The sequence below is a fragment of the Stenotrophomonas sp. CFBP8994 genome (assembly GCF_034044835.1).
GTDB classification, from domain to species: Bacteria; Pseudomonadota; Gammaproteobacteria; order Xanthomonadales; family Xanthomonadaceae; genus Stenotrophomonas; species Stenotrophomonas rhizophila_A.
In genome coordinates, this window is sequence record NZ_JAXCWT010000001.1 from 487,242 (window position 1) to 503,170 (window position 15,929).

Below are 15,929 nucleotides of genomic sequence, written 5' to 3' on the forward strand. Positions count from 1 at the left end.
ACAGCCATTTGCCACCTCGACTACTCCCCAGTGCCAGTTTTGCCCCGATGATGGCCGCTCACAACCCGTTTTTGCTGAAGCGATTCAGGATGGCCTTAGGCGGCACTCGCCCGACTAGTAACCTCGCTCGACCCCCAGGGCCGGGGAGCACCGCATGCACCTGATGACCCCGCAGAGGTGGCTAGATGCCTACTTCGACGACAGCAGCCGTCCGAGTATTCCCCAACTACACCGGTGGCTGCGGGACGGGAAAGTGCCAGGGAAGAAGGTCGGCGGCAGTTGGTTCATTGACGTCCACGCGTGGCTGGCTGACGGGGACGACCTTGTGGCGCGCGTGCTTGAAGCAGGATAGGCAAATGACACCAAGGAAGCGAAGCTCCAGTCGCCAAGGCTGGCCCGACAACTTGTACCCAAACCGGGACGGCTTCAAGTACCGACATCCCGTCACCCGACGCGAGACCTTCATGGGCCGCGACAAGGCCAAGGCGTTTGCTGCAGCCAAGAAGCTCAATGCTATGCTCATGCCCGGCAACGACCTAATCGACCGAGTCGTCGGGTCCCGCGAAACGGTCGCGGACGCGATTGCGGTGTTTCGTCGGGACGATATACCAAACCGTGGCTGGGCTCCCAAGACTGCCGAGGTGTATGAGAGCGTGATTCGTCGCATCGAGGCAGGCCTTGGGCCCAAGCCAGTGGAGGACGTTGCGGTTAAGGACTGCGCCGAGTTCATTCGCGCGGTCACCCAGTCTGACCGTGCACGTCAGCAGTTCCGGCTTGTTCTTGGCTGGATCATGGCATGCGCCGTCCAGGAGGGATGGATCGACACCAACCCGGTGCTGGCGACCCGCAGGTTCCAACATGATCGCAAGCGTGCTCGCCTCACCAAAGAAATGTATGCCGCAATCTGGGAGAAGGCTGATCCTTGGCTCCGCCTTGCGATGGACATTTCCCTAGTCACGCTACTCCGCCGCGACGACGTTGTGTCGCTAAAGTTCACCGACGTGCGTGATGGGGCACTTTGGGTCATCCCACAGAAAACAGAGGGCAGCAGCTTGGTGAAGCTGAAGATTCGAATAGGCGAACAGCTCGCCGGCCTGCTAGGGCAGGCGCGAGGCAGCGTGCTCTCCCCGTACATCATTCACCGACTCCCTGAGAAGGCACGCCCCTCAAACATGCGGGCTTCTGCCCGAAACCACCATACTCAGGTGATGCCAGAACAGCTCACCAGGGCGTTCCAAGATGCGCGTGAGGCAGCTGGGGTTACGGGCAAATACCCACCGAGCTTTCATGAGATTCGCAGCCTCGGCGGAGCACTTCTCAGCGAAAATGGGTGGAAGATTGAGCAAGTGCAGGGTCTGATGGGGCACTCCTCAGCCAGCATGACTGAACACTACCTCGAAGGACACGACACCCCATGGCAGGACGTCCAACCAGGCAACACTTTGCTGCGATAGGAGCTACGTCGACAACGTTGCCGGACGTTTCACCACGCACCGCTGTGAGAGAGGTGGTAGGTGCTGATGGTTAGGGCTCTCGTTCGTCGAGAACAATTGCTAAACAGGCTGCGAAAGGATTCTGGCATGCAAAGAAATGCGGTGGGCCTCAGAATGGGAAGTCAATCCACTCTATGAGCTCGTCCAAATACGCGATGCTATTGGCGCTGCGCCTGAACTGGGGACTGCCTTTTTGCTCAATTAGAAATTCCTTTACCTCAGGCTTCAACTCAGCCGGCAATCGCGGCAGTTCAAAGGAAAGGAAATCTTTGGCACGTTCCATCCTGTCGCTCACCCGCAAGTCGTGAATGATTGGGTAGAGGAACCTAAATAAACTTGAACTAGTTAGGAAGGGCGTAATTCCCGTAAACTCCTGATAGCGAATATTGCTGCGCTGGTCGACCATAATTCCAATAAGGTGATCGATCACCACTGCGCGCATCGCATCTGTAAGGTGCGCTAAATCCTCTGGGTTAAAGAATGCCTCGCGATGTTGGGCGATCTCCAGGGCGTCGCCACTTATGATGAGTGAATGAAACTGTTTCGCAGCTTCGCTAGAAAGCTCGGGCGACTCCTTTGTCGTCAAACGGTAGGCAGTGCAAATTCGCGGGGGAAAACTCGCGTCGAAGAAGTCGTCGTTATCTACGAATAGCTTGCTCTTTGCGTAAGCGACTGGCAACACTTCAGTCACCAGGCGATGCTTCTCCTTGTGAGTTATGTCTTTGAGGAGATGTGGAAAGATGGCAATGGCCCCATTATCCTTCTCCAGCTTGCTCAGCAACTGCTCAGCTGTGAGTCCGCCGTGCTTGCGCCTAGCGGAAGCAACTTCTCCCACGATTCGCCCAACGAGCGCCGTTACGATGATCGCGTTGTTTTGGTCAGGGGCGGCTACACTGTCGCGAACAACCTTCCCCGGGTGGATGAGGTTACGGTAGTCCTTCACTGCGCTGCACAACTTCGCAGTAGTTTCTGTGATTTCGCCCTTACTCGCACATTCGGTGATCACGTCGCCCAGCACTAGCTTTCGGATGCGCTTCTCTTCGCCCGAAGGAGAGAGCCACTCAAGATGCTCAACGAGGACTGCCTCAATTAGGCTGCCCGCAAGAACCATGGAAGCCTTCCAGGCGTCCGCTCTCAAGCAGGCATGCATTTCCGCCAAGTCTCTTTCGAGCAGTTGCCGATATTGCTGGGTGGTGATGTAGTCAAAGGAAACCGGAGGCATCTTATTCATTTGAGAAAGACCTGGTGCGTTAGTCGAAGTCGGGTATAAATCGCTCATGCTCTTTGAAACAACTACCAACCGCCTTCGGTGCCCGCTAATTGTCACAATCGGACATCGGCCCACCACGCGGCGCTATCGGCTGGTAGCGGAGAAGTATGGACACGAAATGGAACGACTCCTTGTTACACAATCTGATCACCGTTTCTGCTTGAGAATTGTGGTCACAAGGTTCGACAGTTGTGCAAGCATGTTACTGGCATCCTCGTCTTTTACCGCCGGCGCGCCCATGGCATCGGAGAACAGACTTCTGGCCACCTCAGTCTTGACCTCCTCAGCCTTCTTCGGTTCGAGCAACGCAAGGTACGGCTCGATGGTTGTCAGGATATGCTGCCGACGGCGGTTGAGCACCTCGTTGTTGCGGTGCCTGCTAGATTCCTTGGCCAGATAGACTGCTGGCGCAAACAGGACTAGAGAGAAGGGTAAGCGGTATATCGCCTTTTGCCAGTCAACGCTGTAGCCGCTAACCACGCGGCCAACGTGCCAGAGTTCAGGCAAGAACAAGACCATAGCTGCCAGAACCATCAGACCGATCGCCATCCGCCGGTAGGTATTGGCGCTAGCCTTCTCTTCATTCGCATAGGTAGCGTAGGCACCTGCCTGCGAGGTGTTGACGACAGACCCCAGCACTTTCCCTGCCTGTCCTTCATAGTCGGCCAGGACTACGAGGCCTGCTGCATACTTCTTTGCGAACTCGGAGAATGCATCATCGACTTTGGCATGCTGTGTTTCCTGCCATTTGTCGTAGCGTTCTGCGCGTGACGCCTCGGCCTGGGTGAAGGTTTGTGTGAAGGTCGACATCTGGCTTTGGAGCTGCCCTTCGAGCGCGGTCATACGCTCAACCAGTTTATCTACAGCGAGGTTCGACTCCCTCGTACGGGCGTCGACCTGCCCGACCATCTCCCCCAGCTTTTCAAGCTGAGCAGAAGCGTTGCGATGCCAGTCAGCCACGTACTTGCCAAGCGATGCTGCTGCTGCGACGACCGCCGGCGAACCAATAGCAGGCAGTGTAGAGGCGTACCGCTGCACTTGGCTAGCAAGGGCGTCGACCTGCCCGTTGGCGTTGCTAAGATGACCTATGTTGCCATTACTGAGGAATGCCTGCACCTCGCCTAAGGCCGTTTGCGTGGATGCATGCATGCTGCCAAGCGCGTCGATGTTGCCCATTTCCGGGTCGACTGCTGCCAACGTGGAGTCCAGCTGAGCGACGACCTTCACGAGTCGGGCAAGTTCCTCTGCATCGGCCAGAGGCGCACCGTCAGGAACTGAAACGCTAGTTACCGTACTAACAAATGATTGCCAGGTACTGTGGAAGGGGTGGGTAGCATATTGATCAGTCCAGCGTGACATTGCACATCGCCTTATGTGTGTTATGCACCAAGAGTATGCAGCCAAATAGAGTGACCGGTTCCGTCTTGAGTCGTCTCTTCTAGGATGCTGCACTGATTCGAACACTGACTGAAACACTAGTTATCGCCGGGCCCCAAGTGCTGCGTAGGGTCACTAGAGGGCATCGTCAGGGGGTATCCGTCGGATGCGGCTCCTCCAGAAGTCGCCTTGCCTCTTCGTGAATCCCACGAAGAATTGTCGCAATAGAGTCAAATGACAGAGAATTACTTCCGATGCAGACACCCCTCTGATCATCGCCGTAGCTCAGGATAACCATCTCACCTTCACCAAACTCGTTGTTATTTATTGCATCACCGACGTGTTCAAACATATTTCGCACTTCAATTAATGATCCGGCATGAGATTCAATCAGCCGACGCCTAATTCTGTCTTGAGCAGGAGCACTTAAATCGGCCCGCAAGTGCTGCAGCAAGTCCAGCGCTCGACGGGTAGCGTTTAGACAGTTTTCCATATGATCAGTAAATCCGAACATATGAATGACTCTTCCGCCAAGCATTTGCTCGTAGCTGCGTTGAGACTCCGCGATCTGATCAAGCACCGTCTGTCTGGCCAAAGAATACTCATACACAGCCTTATCGATTAGCCGGACGAGGTTTCTACGGATCAACGCGGCGTTCTGACTGAGCGTGCCGTTGCCAACGAAAAAAGCCAGGAGGATGAGTTGCGGCTGCAACCTCCCGAGTTCGGGATAGAGCGAGGGCATGCGACATTCAGTGGGAACCATGCTCATCTTCTCTCCAAACTCCTGTATAGGACTGAGTCGCCAAGCGGATTCCGTTTCTACGAATCGTTAGACGTTTGTTGCGAGCGAACATTCACTCCGTGCATCTAGCTTGCTGGCCATGAACGACATGCTAGGACGCCGGACGTTGAGCTCGCGCCAGTTGGCTCTATCCACCGCATATCCCTTGAGTTGTAGCAAGTTGCACTGCCGACGCTCGGCGCTCGAGGCATTGCCCTCTTGATCGGCCAGACACGCATCATCGCGGCCTTCACAACCTTATCACTCTGCAAGTGTCGAAGCAGCCACGTCTATAGGGTGGGAATAGGGTGATGCAACAAAAAGGGCCTGCACCGTATGGCGCAAGCCCTTGATGTTTAACCAGTTTTGGTCGGGACGGCCGGATTTGAACCGACGACCCTCTGCCCCCCAGGCAGATGCGCTACCAGGCTGCGCTACGCCCCGATGTTGCTGGTGTTGTCCCCGCCTCTCAGCGGGCCGACGAGTATAACCGGTTTGATCGAAAAATGGTTCAGCGACGCAGCAGCTGGAGCACTTCTTCCAGCTCCATCCGCGTCTGCTTGATGATCTGGTTGCTCAGCGCCGATTCGTCGCGCGCGCCGGCACCTTCCAGGCGCAGGCGGGCACCGCCGATGGTGTAGCCCTGTTCGTAGAGCAGGCCGCGGATCTGGCGCACCATCAGCACGTCGTGGCGCTGGTAGTAGCGGCGGTTGCCACGGCGCTTGGCCGGTTCCAGGCTGGGAAATTCGGTTTCCCAGTAGCGCAGCACGTGCGGCTTTACATCGCACAGCTCGCTGACTTCACCAATGGTGAAGTAGCGCTTGGCCGGTATCGGCGGAAGTTCGCGGTTACTGCCCGGATCCAGCATATGCCTCTACCCTTTCCTTGAGCTTCTGGCCCGGACGGAAGGTGACCACCGTACGGGCGGAAATCGGAATTTCCTCGCCGGTCTTCGGGTTGCGGCCCGGGCGCTGGTTCTTGCGCCGCAGGTCGAAGTTGCCGAAGCCGGAAAGCTTCACCTGACGTCCCTGTTCCAACGCTTCACGCAGTACATCGAAGAACGCGTCGACAAATTCCTTGGCTTCGCGCTTGTTCAGACCCACTTCGTCGAATAGCTTTTCGGCCATCTCAGCCTTGGTCAATGCCATTGCCTGCTACCCCCCATGCTGCCCGCTCAACCGCGGATCCGGGCGTGGTGTTCACGCTCCATTGCGGCCACCGCCTCGGTGACCACCGCATCCACGTCGCGGTCCGTCAGAGTGCGCGACTTGTCCTGCAAAATCAAGCCCATAGCGAGACTCTTGAAGCCTGGCTCGACCCCCTGGCCGACGTAGCGGTCGAACAGGGTCACCTGGCGCAGCAGCGGGCCCACGGCCCGGCGCAGGGTGGCTTCCAGGTCCATCCAGGCGGCCGCTTCCGGCACCAGGAAGGCCAGGTCGCGGCGCACGGAGGGGAAACGGGACAGCTCGGTGGCGCGCGGCAGGCTGCGGGCGGCCAGCGGGGCCAGGTCCAGCTCCAGGCCGAACACGTCCACGTCGATGTCCATGGCCTTGGCCAGGCGCGGGTGGATCTGGCCGATCCAGCCGATGCTGGCGCCATCGCGCAGCACCTCGGCCGAACGCGCCGGGTGGCCGTACGGGCGGGTGGAGGGCACGAAGCTGAGTGCGGCGCCGGAGGCGGCGGCCAGCGATTCCAGGTCGCCCTTGAGGTCATGGAAATCGACCTTGCGGGTGGCCAGGCCCCACTGCTGCGGGGTGGCGTCGCCACACACGGCCACGGCCACACGCTGGGTTTCCAGCGGGGCGGCGCCCTGCCCGGCCTGCGGATGGAACACGCGGCCCAGCTCGAACAGGCGCACGGTGCCCTGCTGACGCGCGGCGTTGCGGCCCAGGGTGGCCACCAGGCCCGGCAGCAGCGCCGGGCGCATCACCGCCAGCTCGGCCGACAGCGGGTTGGCCAGGGCCACCACGTTGTCCTGCAGCTGCCACTGGGCCAGCAGGCCGGCGTCGACGAAGGCGTAGTTGATGGTTTCCTGCAGGTCGCGGGCCACCAGCTGGCGGCGCGTGCTCAGGTCGTCCAGGCGGGTTTCGCTGGGCATGGCGATCCGCGCGGCACCGCCCGGCAGGGTGGTGGGAATGCGCTCGTAGCCGTGGATGCGGGCCAGCTCTTCGATCAGGTCTTCTTCAATGGCGATATCGAAGCGGCGGCTGGGCGCGGTGACCTGCCAGCCATCGGCGGCGGCGGCCACGTCCATGCCCAGCGCGCGCAGGATGCGCTCCACGTCGGCATCGGCAATCTGGATGCCCAGCACGCGGGCGATGCGCGCACGGCGCAGGCCGATGGTCGCGGTGGCCGGCAGGTCGCTTTCGCGCACCGCTTCGGTCACCGGAGCCGGGGTGCCGCCGGCCAGGTCCAGCACCAGACGGGTGGCGTATTCAATGGCGGTGCGCGGCAGCGCCGGGTCCACGCCACGCTCGAAGCGGTGGCCGGCGTCGGTGTGCAGGCCCAGCTTGCGGCCACGGCCCATGATGGCGGCCGGCGCGAAGTGCGCGGCCTCCAGGAACACGGCGGTGGTGTCGTCGGTGACGCGGGTGTCGAAGCCGCCCATGATGCCGGCCAGGCCCACCGGGCGGTCGGCGTCGGTGATGACCAGGAAGCCGTCATCCAGCGCGGCGTCGCGGCCATCCAGTAGCTTCAGGGTTTCACCGGTGCGCGAACGGCGCACGGCGATGCTGCCCTGCAGGGTGCCCAGGTCGTAGGCATGCATCGGCTGGCCCAGTTCCAGCATCACGTACTGGGTGATGTCGACCAGCAGCGACACCGGGCGCACGCCGCTGCGGCGCAGGCGCTCGGCCATCCACAGCGGGGTGGCGGCGCGCGGGTTCACGCCTTCGATCACACGGCCCAGGTAACGCGGTGCTTCGGCGCCGGCGTCCAGGGCGATGGTCAGTTCGCGGCTGCCCACGGCGGCGATCGGCGCGGGATTGAACGGCACCACTTCACTGGCGCACGCGGCGGCCACGTCGAAGGCGATGCCGCGCACGCTGAAGCAGTCGGCGCGGTTGGGGGTGAGCTTGATCTCGATGCTGGCGTCGGGCAGGCCCAGGTACTCCACCAGCGACTGGCCCACCGGGGCGTCATCGGGCAGCTCGAACAGGCCCGAGGCGTCGCTGTCCAGGCCAAGTTCCTTGGCCGAGCACAGCATGCCATTGGAATCCACGCCGCGCAGCTTGGCCGCCTTGATGTTGAAGTCGCCGATCTTCGCGCCGATCATCGCCAGCGGCGCAACCAGGCCCGGGCGCGCGTTGGGCGCGCCGCACACGATCTGCAGCTGCTCGCCCTGCCCGGCATCGACCTGGCAGATCTGCAGGCGGTCGGCTTCGGGGTGGCGCTCGGCGGTGACGATGCGCGCCACCACCACGTGGTCCAGGCTGGCGCCGAGGTCGGTGACCTCTTCAACTTCCAGCCCGATGGCGGTCAGCACCGCGCTCAGCTCGTCGCGCGAGGCGGTGGTGGGAACGTGGCTGCGCAGCCAGTTTTCAGAGAATTTCATGGTGTCACCCTGGTGGGCCCGGCGCATGCGCCTGGGCCGTGATGAATGTCGTTCGGCGTTACGCGAATTGCTTGAGGAACCGCACGTCGTTCTCGAAGAACGCGCGCAGGTCGTTCACGCCGTAACGCAGCATGGCAAAGCGCTCCACGCCCAGGCCGAAGGCGAAGCCGGTGTAGCGCTCCGGGTCGATGCCCACGTTGCGCAGCACGTTGGGGTGGACCATGCCGCAGCCGAGCACTTCCAGCCAGCGGGTGCTGCCGTCGGGCTGCTGCCAGGCGATATCCACTTCCGCGCCCGGTTCCACGAACGGGAAGTAGCTGGGGCGGAAACGCATCTCGAAATCGCGTTCGAAGAACGCGCGCACGAACTCGGACAGGGTGCCCTTGAGGTCGGCGAAGGTCGAATGCTCGTCCACCAGCAGGCCTTCCACCTGATGGAACATCGGCGAATGGGTCTGGTCGCTGTCGCTGCGGTACACCTTGCCGGCCGCGATCATGCGCAGCGGCGGCGCGTGGTCGCCCATGTAGCGCACCTGCACACCGGAGGTATGCGTGCGCAGCAGGCGGCCATCGCCGAAGTAGAAGGTGTCGTGCATGGCACGCGCCGGGTGGTGCGGCGGGAAGTTCAGGGCTTCGAAGTTGTGCCAGTCGTCTTCGATTTCCGGGCCTTCGGAGAGCTCGTAGCCGAGGCGGCCGAAGATTTCGGTGATGCGCTCCAGGGTGCGGGTCACCGGATGCAGGCCACCGCGTTCAGCGCGGCGCCCGGGCAGGGTGATGTCGATCGCTTCGGCGGCCAGGCGCGCGTCGAGCGCGGCGTTCTCCAGCACGGCCTTGCGTTCGCCCAGCGCGCGGGTCAGCGCGTCACGGGCCTGGTTGATGGCTTCGCCGGCGGCCTTGCGCTCGTCGGCCGGCAGAGCACCCAGCTGCTTGAGCTGTGCGGTGATGCTGCCGCTCTTGCCGAGCAGCGCCACGCGCAGGGCTTCCAGCGCATCGGGGCTCTGGGCGGCGGCCACGTCGGCCAGCGCCTGGGTGGTCAGGGATTGGATGTCACTCATGGATAGCCTGAACCTCGCGTCGGTATGCCTTCGCGATGCGCGCCGGGCCGACCCCCGTCGCCACCGCTGTCGGGACGGCACCCGGTTGGGCTGCCGCCGCCACAAAAAAGAATGGGGAAGGACTTGCGCCCTTCCCCATGCATTGCCTTACCCGCAGCCGTTGCGTTTGCACGGCAACGGCGGGGAGAGGACTTATGCCGCCAGCGCGCCCTTGGCCTTTTCGGCCAGTGCTGCAAAACCAGCTGCGTCGTGCACGGCGATATCGGCCAGGACCTTGCGGTCCAGGGTGATACCCGCCTTGAGCAGGCCGTTCATGAAACGGCTGTAGCTCAGACCATTGATGCGGGCAGCCGCGTTGATGCGGGTGATCCACAGCGAACGGAAATTACGCTTCTTCTGCTTACGACCGATGTAGGCGTACTGCTGGGCCTTGATGACGGCCTGCTTGGCAACGCGGAACACCTTGCGGCGGGCGTTGTAGTAGCCCTTGGCCAGGGTCAGAATTTTCTTGTGGCGGCGACGCGCCTGTACGCCACGCTTTACTCGTGCCATGGGTCAGTCCTCAGAGGTAGGGAAGCATACGGTTCAAACGGCCTGCGTCTTCTGCACGAACATGGTTCGTCTGACGCAGATTGCGCTTCCGCTTGGTCGACTTCTTCGTGAGGATGTGGCTACGGTTGGCGTGGCCAGCCTTGAACTTACCGGAGGCGGTCTTGCGGAAACGCTTGGCCGCCGCCCGGTTGGTCTTGATCTTGGGCATTGCAATGTCCTTGATGATGTTTTGTCACTGACCAGGGCGGTGGCATTGCCACACTTTCCGTCCGTGCCCTTGCCTGCTTGTAAGCCCGGGATCCCCGTTGGGAACCAGGCCGGTCCTGTTGCCGTTGAAAAGCGTGAAACCGTTCAAAACAGCAGCCCCGCGAAAAAACGGGGTCGCCCATTATGCATGGGTTGGGGAACGGGTGCAAGCTGTTGATCAGGCGGGGTTTGCCGGGTCTTGGGCCCGGAACCTGAACGAAACGGACGGTATTGCCGTCACAGCGACTGGGTGTCGCCGGCTCGGGGTCGCCCGGCTGGTTGTCGCCGGCTGGTTGTCGCCGGCTGGGTAGAGCCGACTGTTAGTCGGCTGCCCTTGGCGGCATGGCGGGAAAGCAGCCGACTAACAGTCGGCTCTACCCCCGTCGTACCCCCGGCGTACCGCCGTCGTACCGCCGTCGCCACCCCGCCGTCGCCTGCCCGGGAGCCGACGAACCGGGGGTTCCGCGCGGCCACGTTCGACGTGGCGCGCGTCGCGCCAGAGCGCGGTTACTTCTTCTTCGGCGCGATCATCATGACCATCTGCCGGCCTTCCAGGCGCGGGCGGGACTCGATCACGATGTCCTCGCCCAGATCGGCTTCGATCCGGTTGGCCATTTCGCGACCCAGTTCCTGATGGCTCATTTCACGACCACGGAAGCGGATGTTCACCTTGATCTTGTCACCCTCTTCCAGGAAACCGCGCATCTTGCGCAGCTTGATCTGGTAGTCGCCTTCATCGGTGACCGGGCGGAACTTCACTTCCTTGATCTCGACCTGCTTGGTCTTCTTCTTGGCCTCGTTGGCCTTCTTCTGCGCTTCGAACTTGAACTTGCCGAAGTCCATGATCTTGCACACCGGCGGATCAGCCTGCGGCTGAATCTCGACCAGGTCCAGACCTTCGTCTTCGGCCATCGACAGCGCTTCGTCACGCGTCAACACGCCAATCATTTCACCGTCACTGCCGATCACGCGTACGCGCGGCACCCGGATTTCCTGATTCTTGCGGTTCTGTTTGTTGTCAGGGGTACTGATATTGCAATCTCCCAGAGGAATCAAACCGGCCCTCGCGGATCATCCGCAGGGCCGGGACTTTCTTACACAGACTGTTCTGCCTGCAACCGCTCGACGAACGCCTGGACGGACATGCTGCCCAGATCCTCGCCCGAGCGCGTACGCACGGCTACGGCGCCATTTTCCTTCTCACGGTCGCCCACCACCAGCAGGTACGGGACCCGCTGCAGCGTATGCTCGCGAATCTTATAACCGATCTTCTCATTGCGCAAATCCGACGTTACCCGGAAGCCTTGATCTGCAAGGGTTTTCGTTACTTCCTGCACGTATTCAGCCTGGGCGTCGGTGATATTGGCCACCACCGCCTGGGTCGGGGCCAGCCAGGCCGGGAACTGGCCGGCGTGGTGCTCGATCAGGATGCCGATGAAGCGCTCCATGGAGCCCACGATCGCCCGGTGCAGCATGACCGGGTGCTTCTTCTGGCTGTTTTCGTCCACGTACTCGGCGCCGAGGCGGCCGGGCATCATGAAATCGACCTGCATGGTGCCCAGCTGCCAGGTCCGGCCGATGGCGTCCTTGAGGTGGTATTCGATCTTCGGGCCGTAGAAGGCGCCCTCACCCGGCAGCTCCTGCCATTCCACGCCACAGCTGGACAGCGCCGAACGCAGCGCGGCTTCGGCCTTGTCCCAGGTGGCATCGTCGCCCAGGCGCGATTCGGGGCGCAGGGCGATCTTGATCTGGATCTCCTCGAAGCCGAAGTGCTGGTACACCGCCAGCGCCTGCTGGTGGAACGCGGTCACTTCCGCTTCGATCTGCGATTCGGTGCAGAACACGTGGCCGTCGTCCTGGGTGAAACCACGCACGCGCAGGATGCCGTGCAGCGCGCCGGAGGGCTCGTTGCGGTGGCACGAGCCGAACTCACCGTAGCGGATCGGCAGGTCGCGGTAGCTGTGCAGGCCCTGGTTGAACACCTGCACGTGGCCCGGGCAGTTCATCGGCTTGACGGCGTAGGTGCGCTTCTCCGATTCGGTGAAGAACATGTTGTCCTGGTAGTTGTCCCAATGGCCGGACTTCTTCCACAGGCTCACGTCCAGGATCTGCGGGCAGCGCACTTCGCCGTAGCCGCTCTTCTGGTAGACCTTGCGCATGTACTGTTCCACCACCTGCCACAGGGCCCAGCCCTTGGGGTGCCAGAACACCAGGCCCGGGGCCTCTTCCTGCAGGTGGAACAGGTCCTGCTGCTTGCCGATGCGGCGGTGGTCGCGCATTTCGGCTTCTTCGATGCGCTTGATGTAGGCCTCAAGCTGCTTCTTGTCGGCCCAGGCGGTGCCGTAGATGCGCTGCAGCTGCTCGTTCTGCGCATCGCCACGCCAGTAGGCGCCGGAAATGCGGGTCAGCTTGAAGGCCTTCAGGAAGCGCGTATTGGGCACGTGCGGGCCGCGGCACATGTCCACGTATTCCTGGTGGTAGTACATGCCCATGGCCTGGATGTCCGGCGACATGTCTTCGATCAGGCGCAGCTTGTAGTCCTCGCCACGGGCCTTGAAGATTTCGATCACTTCCGCGCGCGGGGTCATCTTCTTGACCACGTCATAGTCCTGCGCGATCAGCTCGCCCATGCGCTTTTCGATGGCGGCCATGTCGTCCGGGGTGAACGGGCGCTCGGAGTGGATGTCGTAATAGAAGCCTTCGGCGATCACCGGGCCGATCACCATCTTGGCGTCCGGGTACAGCTGCTTGACCGCATGGCCAACCAGGTGCGCGGCCGAGTGGCGGATGATCTCCACGCCTTCCTCGTCCTTGGCGGTGATGATGCGCAGGCTCGCGTCGTGGTCGATGACCTCACTGGCATCGACCAGCCTGCCGTCCACCGAACCGGCGATGGTGGCCTTGGCCAGGCCGGCGCCGATCGACTGGGCGACGTCCATGACACTGACGGGGTTTTCGAACTCACGGCGGCTGCCGTCGGGAAGCGTGATCGCAATCATGGCTGGGGCTTTGTGCTGGTGGGCCTGCGGCGCAGGCCAGGGAAACGGGGTCGATGGTGTCCGGGGCGCGCGGCCGGATAAAAGAAAAGCGCCATGAAGGCGCCTGGGCAAGGGGCCGTCATGACGTTCAGCGCTGGGCGGTGGTAGTGCTCATGTCGCACGCTGGACCGGCGCTGGGCGCGGGTCACCTTGTTGCCTCGAGGTGGATGCCCCGATCTTAAACCAAACGGCCGGGGAAGCCCAATCCCGACGGCATTCGCCCGGTGGCCGGCACTACTGAACAGGCCGCTGTGGCGATTGAAAACGGCAATGATTACCATGCGCAGGTTGCCGCACCGCCCGGCCCGTCTTCGTTTCCAAGGATTTCCATGCCCTGCGCCGCCCCTTCGGCCCGCACGCCCCTGCCCCGCGCGGCGCGCCCATGCTGAGCGCCGATGCCCTGGCCCTGCTGTATTGCGCGCTGGCCGGCGCCGCCTCGGCCTTTTCGGCGCTGGCCTTCTATGCTGCCTCCCCGCACTGCCGCTGGCCGCGCCTGCGCCGCGCAGGGCGGCTGGGCCGCCAGCTCGGGCTGGTGGCGGCGGCCACCTCGCTGTGGCTGTGGATGGGCCAGCTGGGCTTTGCCACCGGCTTCTGCGTGACCCTCGGCGGCTGGATGCTCACGGCGATGGTGTTGCCCTATGTTGCTGCCTGGACGCGGCCGGATGCGGAGGCGCGGCGCTGATGTGGGCACGTGCACTGGCCGGCCTGCTGGCGGGCTTCTTCGTGGCTGCGGCCGTCACCGGGTTGATCACCTGGCTGCCGCCGGGTCCGTGGCAGTCGGTGATCGTGCCCGGCATGATCGCTTTCATTCCATTGTGGATGCTGGCCGCGCTGTGGGCCTTCGCATTCCGCACCGGACCGCGCGCGTGGGGGTGGCTGAGTGCCAGCGCCGCGTTCGGCTTCGGCCTGCTGTGGCTGCTGCGCCACTTCCATTGGGTGCAGTGAGGCCTATTCGATGAAATTCAGTTCGCTCACCCTGCGCACCTTCACCACCGTGCACACCTGGGTTGGCCTGGTGGCCGGCTTTGCGCTGTTCGTGGCGTTCTATGCCGGCGCCATCACGGTGTTCCACCACGACCTGCCGCTGTGGCAGTCGCCGCAGGGCATGGACCAGCCAGCGCAGACCCTGGACGATGCACAGCGGCTGCTCGATGGCGTGCTGGCCAAACACCCCGACGCGCGAAAGCACGTGGGCATGACCTTCCCCGGCGCGGAAACGCCACAGTCCATCGCGTACTGGCAGGATGCCAAGGGCACCTGGCTGTTTGCCTGGGCCGACCACGTGGATGGCAGCCCCACCCCACCACAGGCCGGCCTGGCCGAGCTGGTCAACGAACTGCACTACACGCTGGGCCTGCCGGTGGCCGGCATCTACCTGATGGGCGTGGTCAGCTTGTTGTACGGGTTGGCGCTGCTGTCCGGGCTGGTGATCCACCTGCCCAAGCTGGTGGGCGACCTCTTCGCGCTGCGTCCGGGCCGCAACTTCAAGCAGATGTGGCAGGACGCGCACAACGTGATCGGCGTGCTCAGCCTGCCCTTCCACCTGCTGTTCGCGGTCACCGGTGCGCTGCTGTGCCTGATGTTCCTGCAGATGGCCGCGCTGAACCCGCTGATCTACGACGGCAAGCTGCTGGCGGCGCTGCCGGGGGCAACCGATACCGCGCCGATCCGCGCGCCCGCCAACGAGCCGGTGCGTGCCGGCAGCCTGGCGATGCTGCATGCGCGGGCGATCGCGGTGGCCAATGACAAAGGCCAGGCGGTGTTCGAACCGGCCTACCTGAAGCTGGCCAATGCCGGTGACCGGAACGCCGTGATCGAAATCACCGGCGATGGCGGCGTGTCGCTGGGCCCGCTGGGCGCGGTGGCGATGGATGCCAATACCGGCGATGTGCTGCACACCCAGCTGCCGGGGCATCGCGATGCCAACCACGCCACGCTGGCGGCGACGTATGCGCTGCACTTCGGCGAATTCGGCAACGGGCTGGTGCCGTGGCTGTACTTCGTGCTCGGCCTGGGCGGGGCGTTCCTGTTCTATTCGGGCAACCTGCTGTGGATCGAGTCGCGCCGCAAGCGCCGCCAGGCCACCCAGGGACGCGCGCAGGTGAACATGGCGCGGGCCACGGCAGGCGTGTGCATTGGGCTGTGCGTGGCGGTGTCGGCGGCGTTCGTGAGCGTGCAGCTGCTGGAGCACCTGGCCCCGGCCCATGCGGATGCGGGCATGCGCTGGACCTGCTTCCTGGTCTGGGGCGGCTGCGCCCTGTGGGCGGCGCTGCGCGCGCCGTCCAGGGCGGCGGTGGAGCTGCTGTGGGCTGCGGCGGCGGTGACCGCGCTGATCCCGGTGGTGCACGGTGCGATGAGCGGGCTGTGGCTGTGGACCAGCGCCGCGCGCGGCTACTGGCCGCTGTTCTGGGTGGACGGCGTGGCGCTGGCGATGGCGCTGGGCTTTGCCGCCATGGCGCGCGCAACGCAGCGCCGGGCCGTAAACGGCGACCCCAACAGCGTGTGGGCGCACACGCGGGCGTAACGGACAAAGCGCGTGGCCCGCTTTGCATCGCCAGATGC

Annotated in this window: 15 protein-coding genes and 1 tRNA gene; 4 read left to right on the plus strand and 12 right to left on the minus strand. The window is 63.0% G+C overall.

Annotated elements, in window-relative coordinates; translation table 11 throughout:
* The first annotated feature begins 356 nt into the window (after nt 1-356).
* The gene (locus tag SOM39_RS02385) at nt 357-1,454 is read left to right on the plus strand and encodes a tyrosine-type recombinase/integrase (RefSeq protein ID WP_320457372.1); all 1,098 of its coding nucleotides are present in this window, start codon (nt 357-359) and stop codon (nt 1,452-1,454) included.
* Between the two features lie 148 nt (nt 1,455-1,602).
* On the opposite strand, the gene SOM39_RS02390 is transcribed toward SOM39_RS02385, so the two are convergent.
* The 12 genes from SOM39_RS02390 to thrS all read right to left on the minus strand — a co-directional run bounded on the left by SOM39_RS02390 (nt 1,603) and on the right by thrS (nt 13,328).
* Nucleotides 1,603-2,724: a hypothetical protein gene (locus tag SOM39_RS02390; RefSeq protein WP_320457373.1), complete on the minus strand. Its 1,122-nt coding sequence runs from the start codon at nt 2,722-2,724 to the stop codon at nt 1,603-1,605.
* Nucleotides 2,725-2,910: 186 nt separating this feature from the next.
* Complete coding sequence (locus SOM39_RS02395) at nt 2,911-4,122, minus strand: hypothetical protein (RefSeq protein WP_320457374.1); 1,212 nt, start codon at nt 4,120-4,122, stop codon at nt 2,911-2,913.
* Nucleotides 4,123-4,288: 166 nt separating this feature from the next.
* Nucleotides 4,289-4,912, minus strand: a complete 624-nt coding sequence (locus tag SOM39_RS02400) for a hypothetical protein (RefSeq protein ID WP_320457375.1) — start codon at nt 4,910-4,912, stop codon at nt 4,289-4,291.
* 379 nt (nt 4,913-5,291) lie between these two features.
* Nucleotides 5,292-5,368 (minus strand) — tRNA-Pro (locus SOM39_RS02405).
* Nucleotides 5,369-5,435: 67 nt separating this feature from the next.
* Nucleotides 5,436-5,792, minus strand: coding sequence for a MerR family transcriptional regulator (locus SOM39_RS02410; protein ID WP_068853353.1), 357 nt, complete (start codon nt 5,790-5,792; stop codon nt 5,436-5,438).
* Nucleotides 5,773-6,072 carry an integration host factor subunit alpha gene (locus SOM39_RS02415; protein WP_005410432.1) on the minus strand — a complete coding sequence of 100 codons (300 nt, stop codon included), beginning with the start codon at nt 6,070-6,072 and terminating at the stop codon, nt 5,773-5,775. Before SOM39_RS02415 ends, SOM39_RS02410 begins: the two co-directional genes overlap by 20 nt.
* A gap of 26 nt (nt 6,073-6,098) precedes the next feature.
* Nucleotides 6,099-8,477, minus strand: a complete 2,379-nt coding sequence (pheT, locus tag SOM39_RS02420; RefSeq protein ID WP_320457376.1) for a phenylalanine--tRNA ligase subunit beta — start codon at nt 8,475-8,477, stop codon at nt 6,099-6,101.
* Between the two features lie 58 nt (nt 8,478-8,535).
* A complete protein-coding gene (locus SOM39_RS02425; protein ID WP_068853355.1) occupies nt 8,536-9,531 on the minus strand; it encodes a phenylalanine--tRNA ligase subunit alpha in 996 nt (331 codons plus the stop codon).
* A 192-nt stretch (nt 9,532-9,723) separates the two neighbouring features.
* Nucleotides 9,724-10,083, minus strand: coding sequence for a 50S ribosomal protein L20 (rplT, locus tag SOM39_RS02430; protein ID WP_003484828.1), 360 nt, complete (start codon nt 10,081-10,083; stop codon nt 9,724-9,726).
* 10 nt (nt 10,084-10,093) lie between these two features.
* Nucleotides 10,094-10,291, minus strand: coding sequence for a 50S ribosomal protein L35 (rpmI, locus tag SOM39_RS02435; protein ID WP_017355265.1), 198 nt, complete (start codon nt 10,289-10,291; stop codon nt 10,094-10,096).
* Nucleotides 10,292-10,836: 545 nt separating this feature from the next.
* The gene (infC, locus tag SOM39_RS02440) at nt 10,837-11,376 is read right to left on the minus strand and encodes a translation initiation factor IF-3 (protein WP_026070650.1); all 540 of its coding nucleotides are present in this window, start codon (nt 11,374-11,376) and stop codon (nt 10,837-10,839) included.
* 47 nt (nt 11,377-11,423) lie between these two features.
* Entirely contained in the window at nt 11,424-13,328 is a 1,905-nt protein-coding gene (gene thrS, locus SOM39_RS02445; protein ID WP_320457377.1) for a threonine--tRNA ligase, read from the minus strand.
* A gap of 421 nt (nt 13,329-13,749) precedes the next feature.
* Between thrS and SOM39_RS02450 the strand changes: the two genes are divergently transcribed.
* The 3 genes from SOM39_RS02450 to SOM39_RS02460 are packed head-to-tail and all read left to right on the plus strand — an operon-like array spanning nt 13,750 to nt 15,891.
* Nucleotides 13,750-14,049 carry a hypothetical protein gene (locus SOM39_RS02450; RefSeq protein WP_068853359.1) on the plus strand — a complete coding sequence of 100 codons (300 nt, stop codon included), beginning with the start codon at nt 13,750-13,752 and terminating at the stop codon, nt 14,047-14,049.
* Complete coding sequence (locus SOM39_RS02455) at nt 14,049-14,312, plus strand: hypothetical protein (protein WP_068853362.1); 264 nt, start codon at nt 14,049-14,051, stop codon at nt 14,310-14,312. Before SOM39_RS02450 ends, SOM39_RS02455 begins: the two co-directional genes overlap by 1 nt.
* 10 nt (nt 14,313-14,322) lie before the next feature.
* On the plus strand, nt 14,323-15,891 hold the full coding sequence (locus SOM39_RS02460) for a PepSY-associated TM helix domain-containing protein (RefSeq protein WP_320457378.1): 1,569 nt from the start codon (nt 14,323-14,325) through the stop codon (nt 15,889-15,891).
* Nucleotides 15,892-15,929 lie beyond the last annotated feature (38 nt).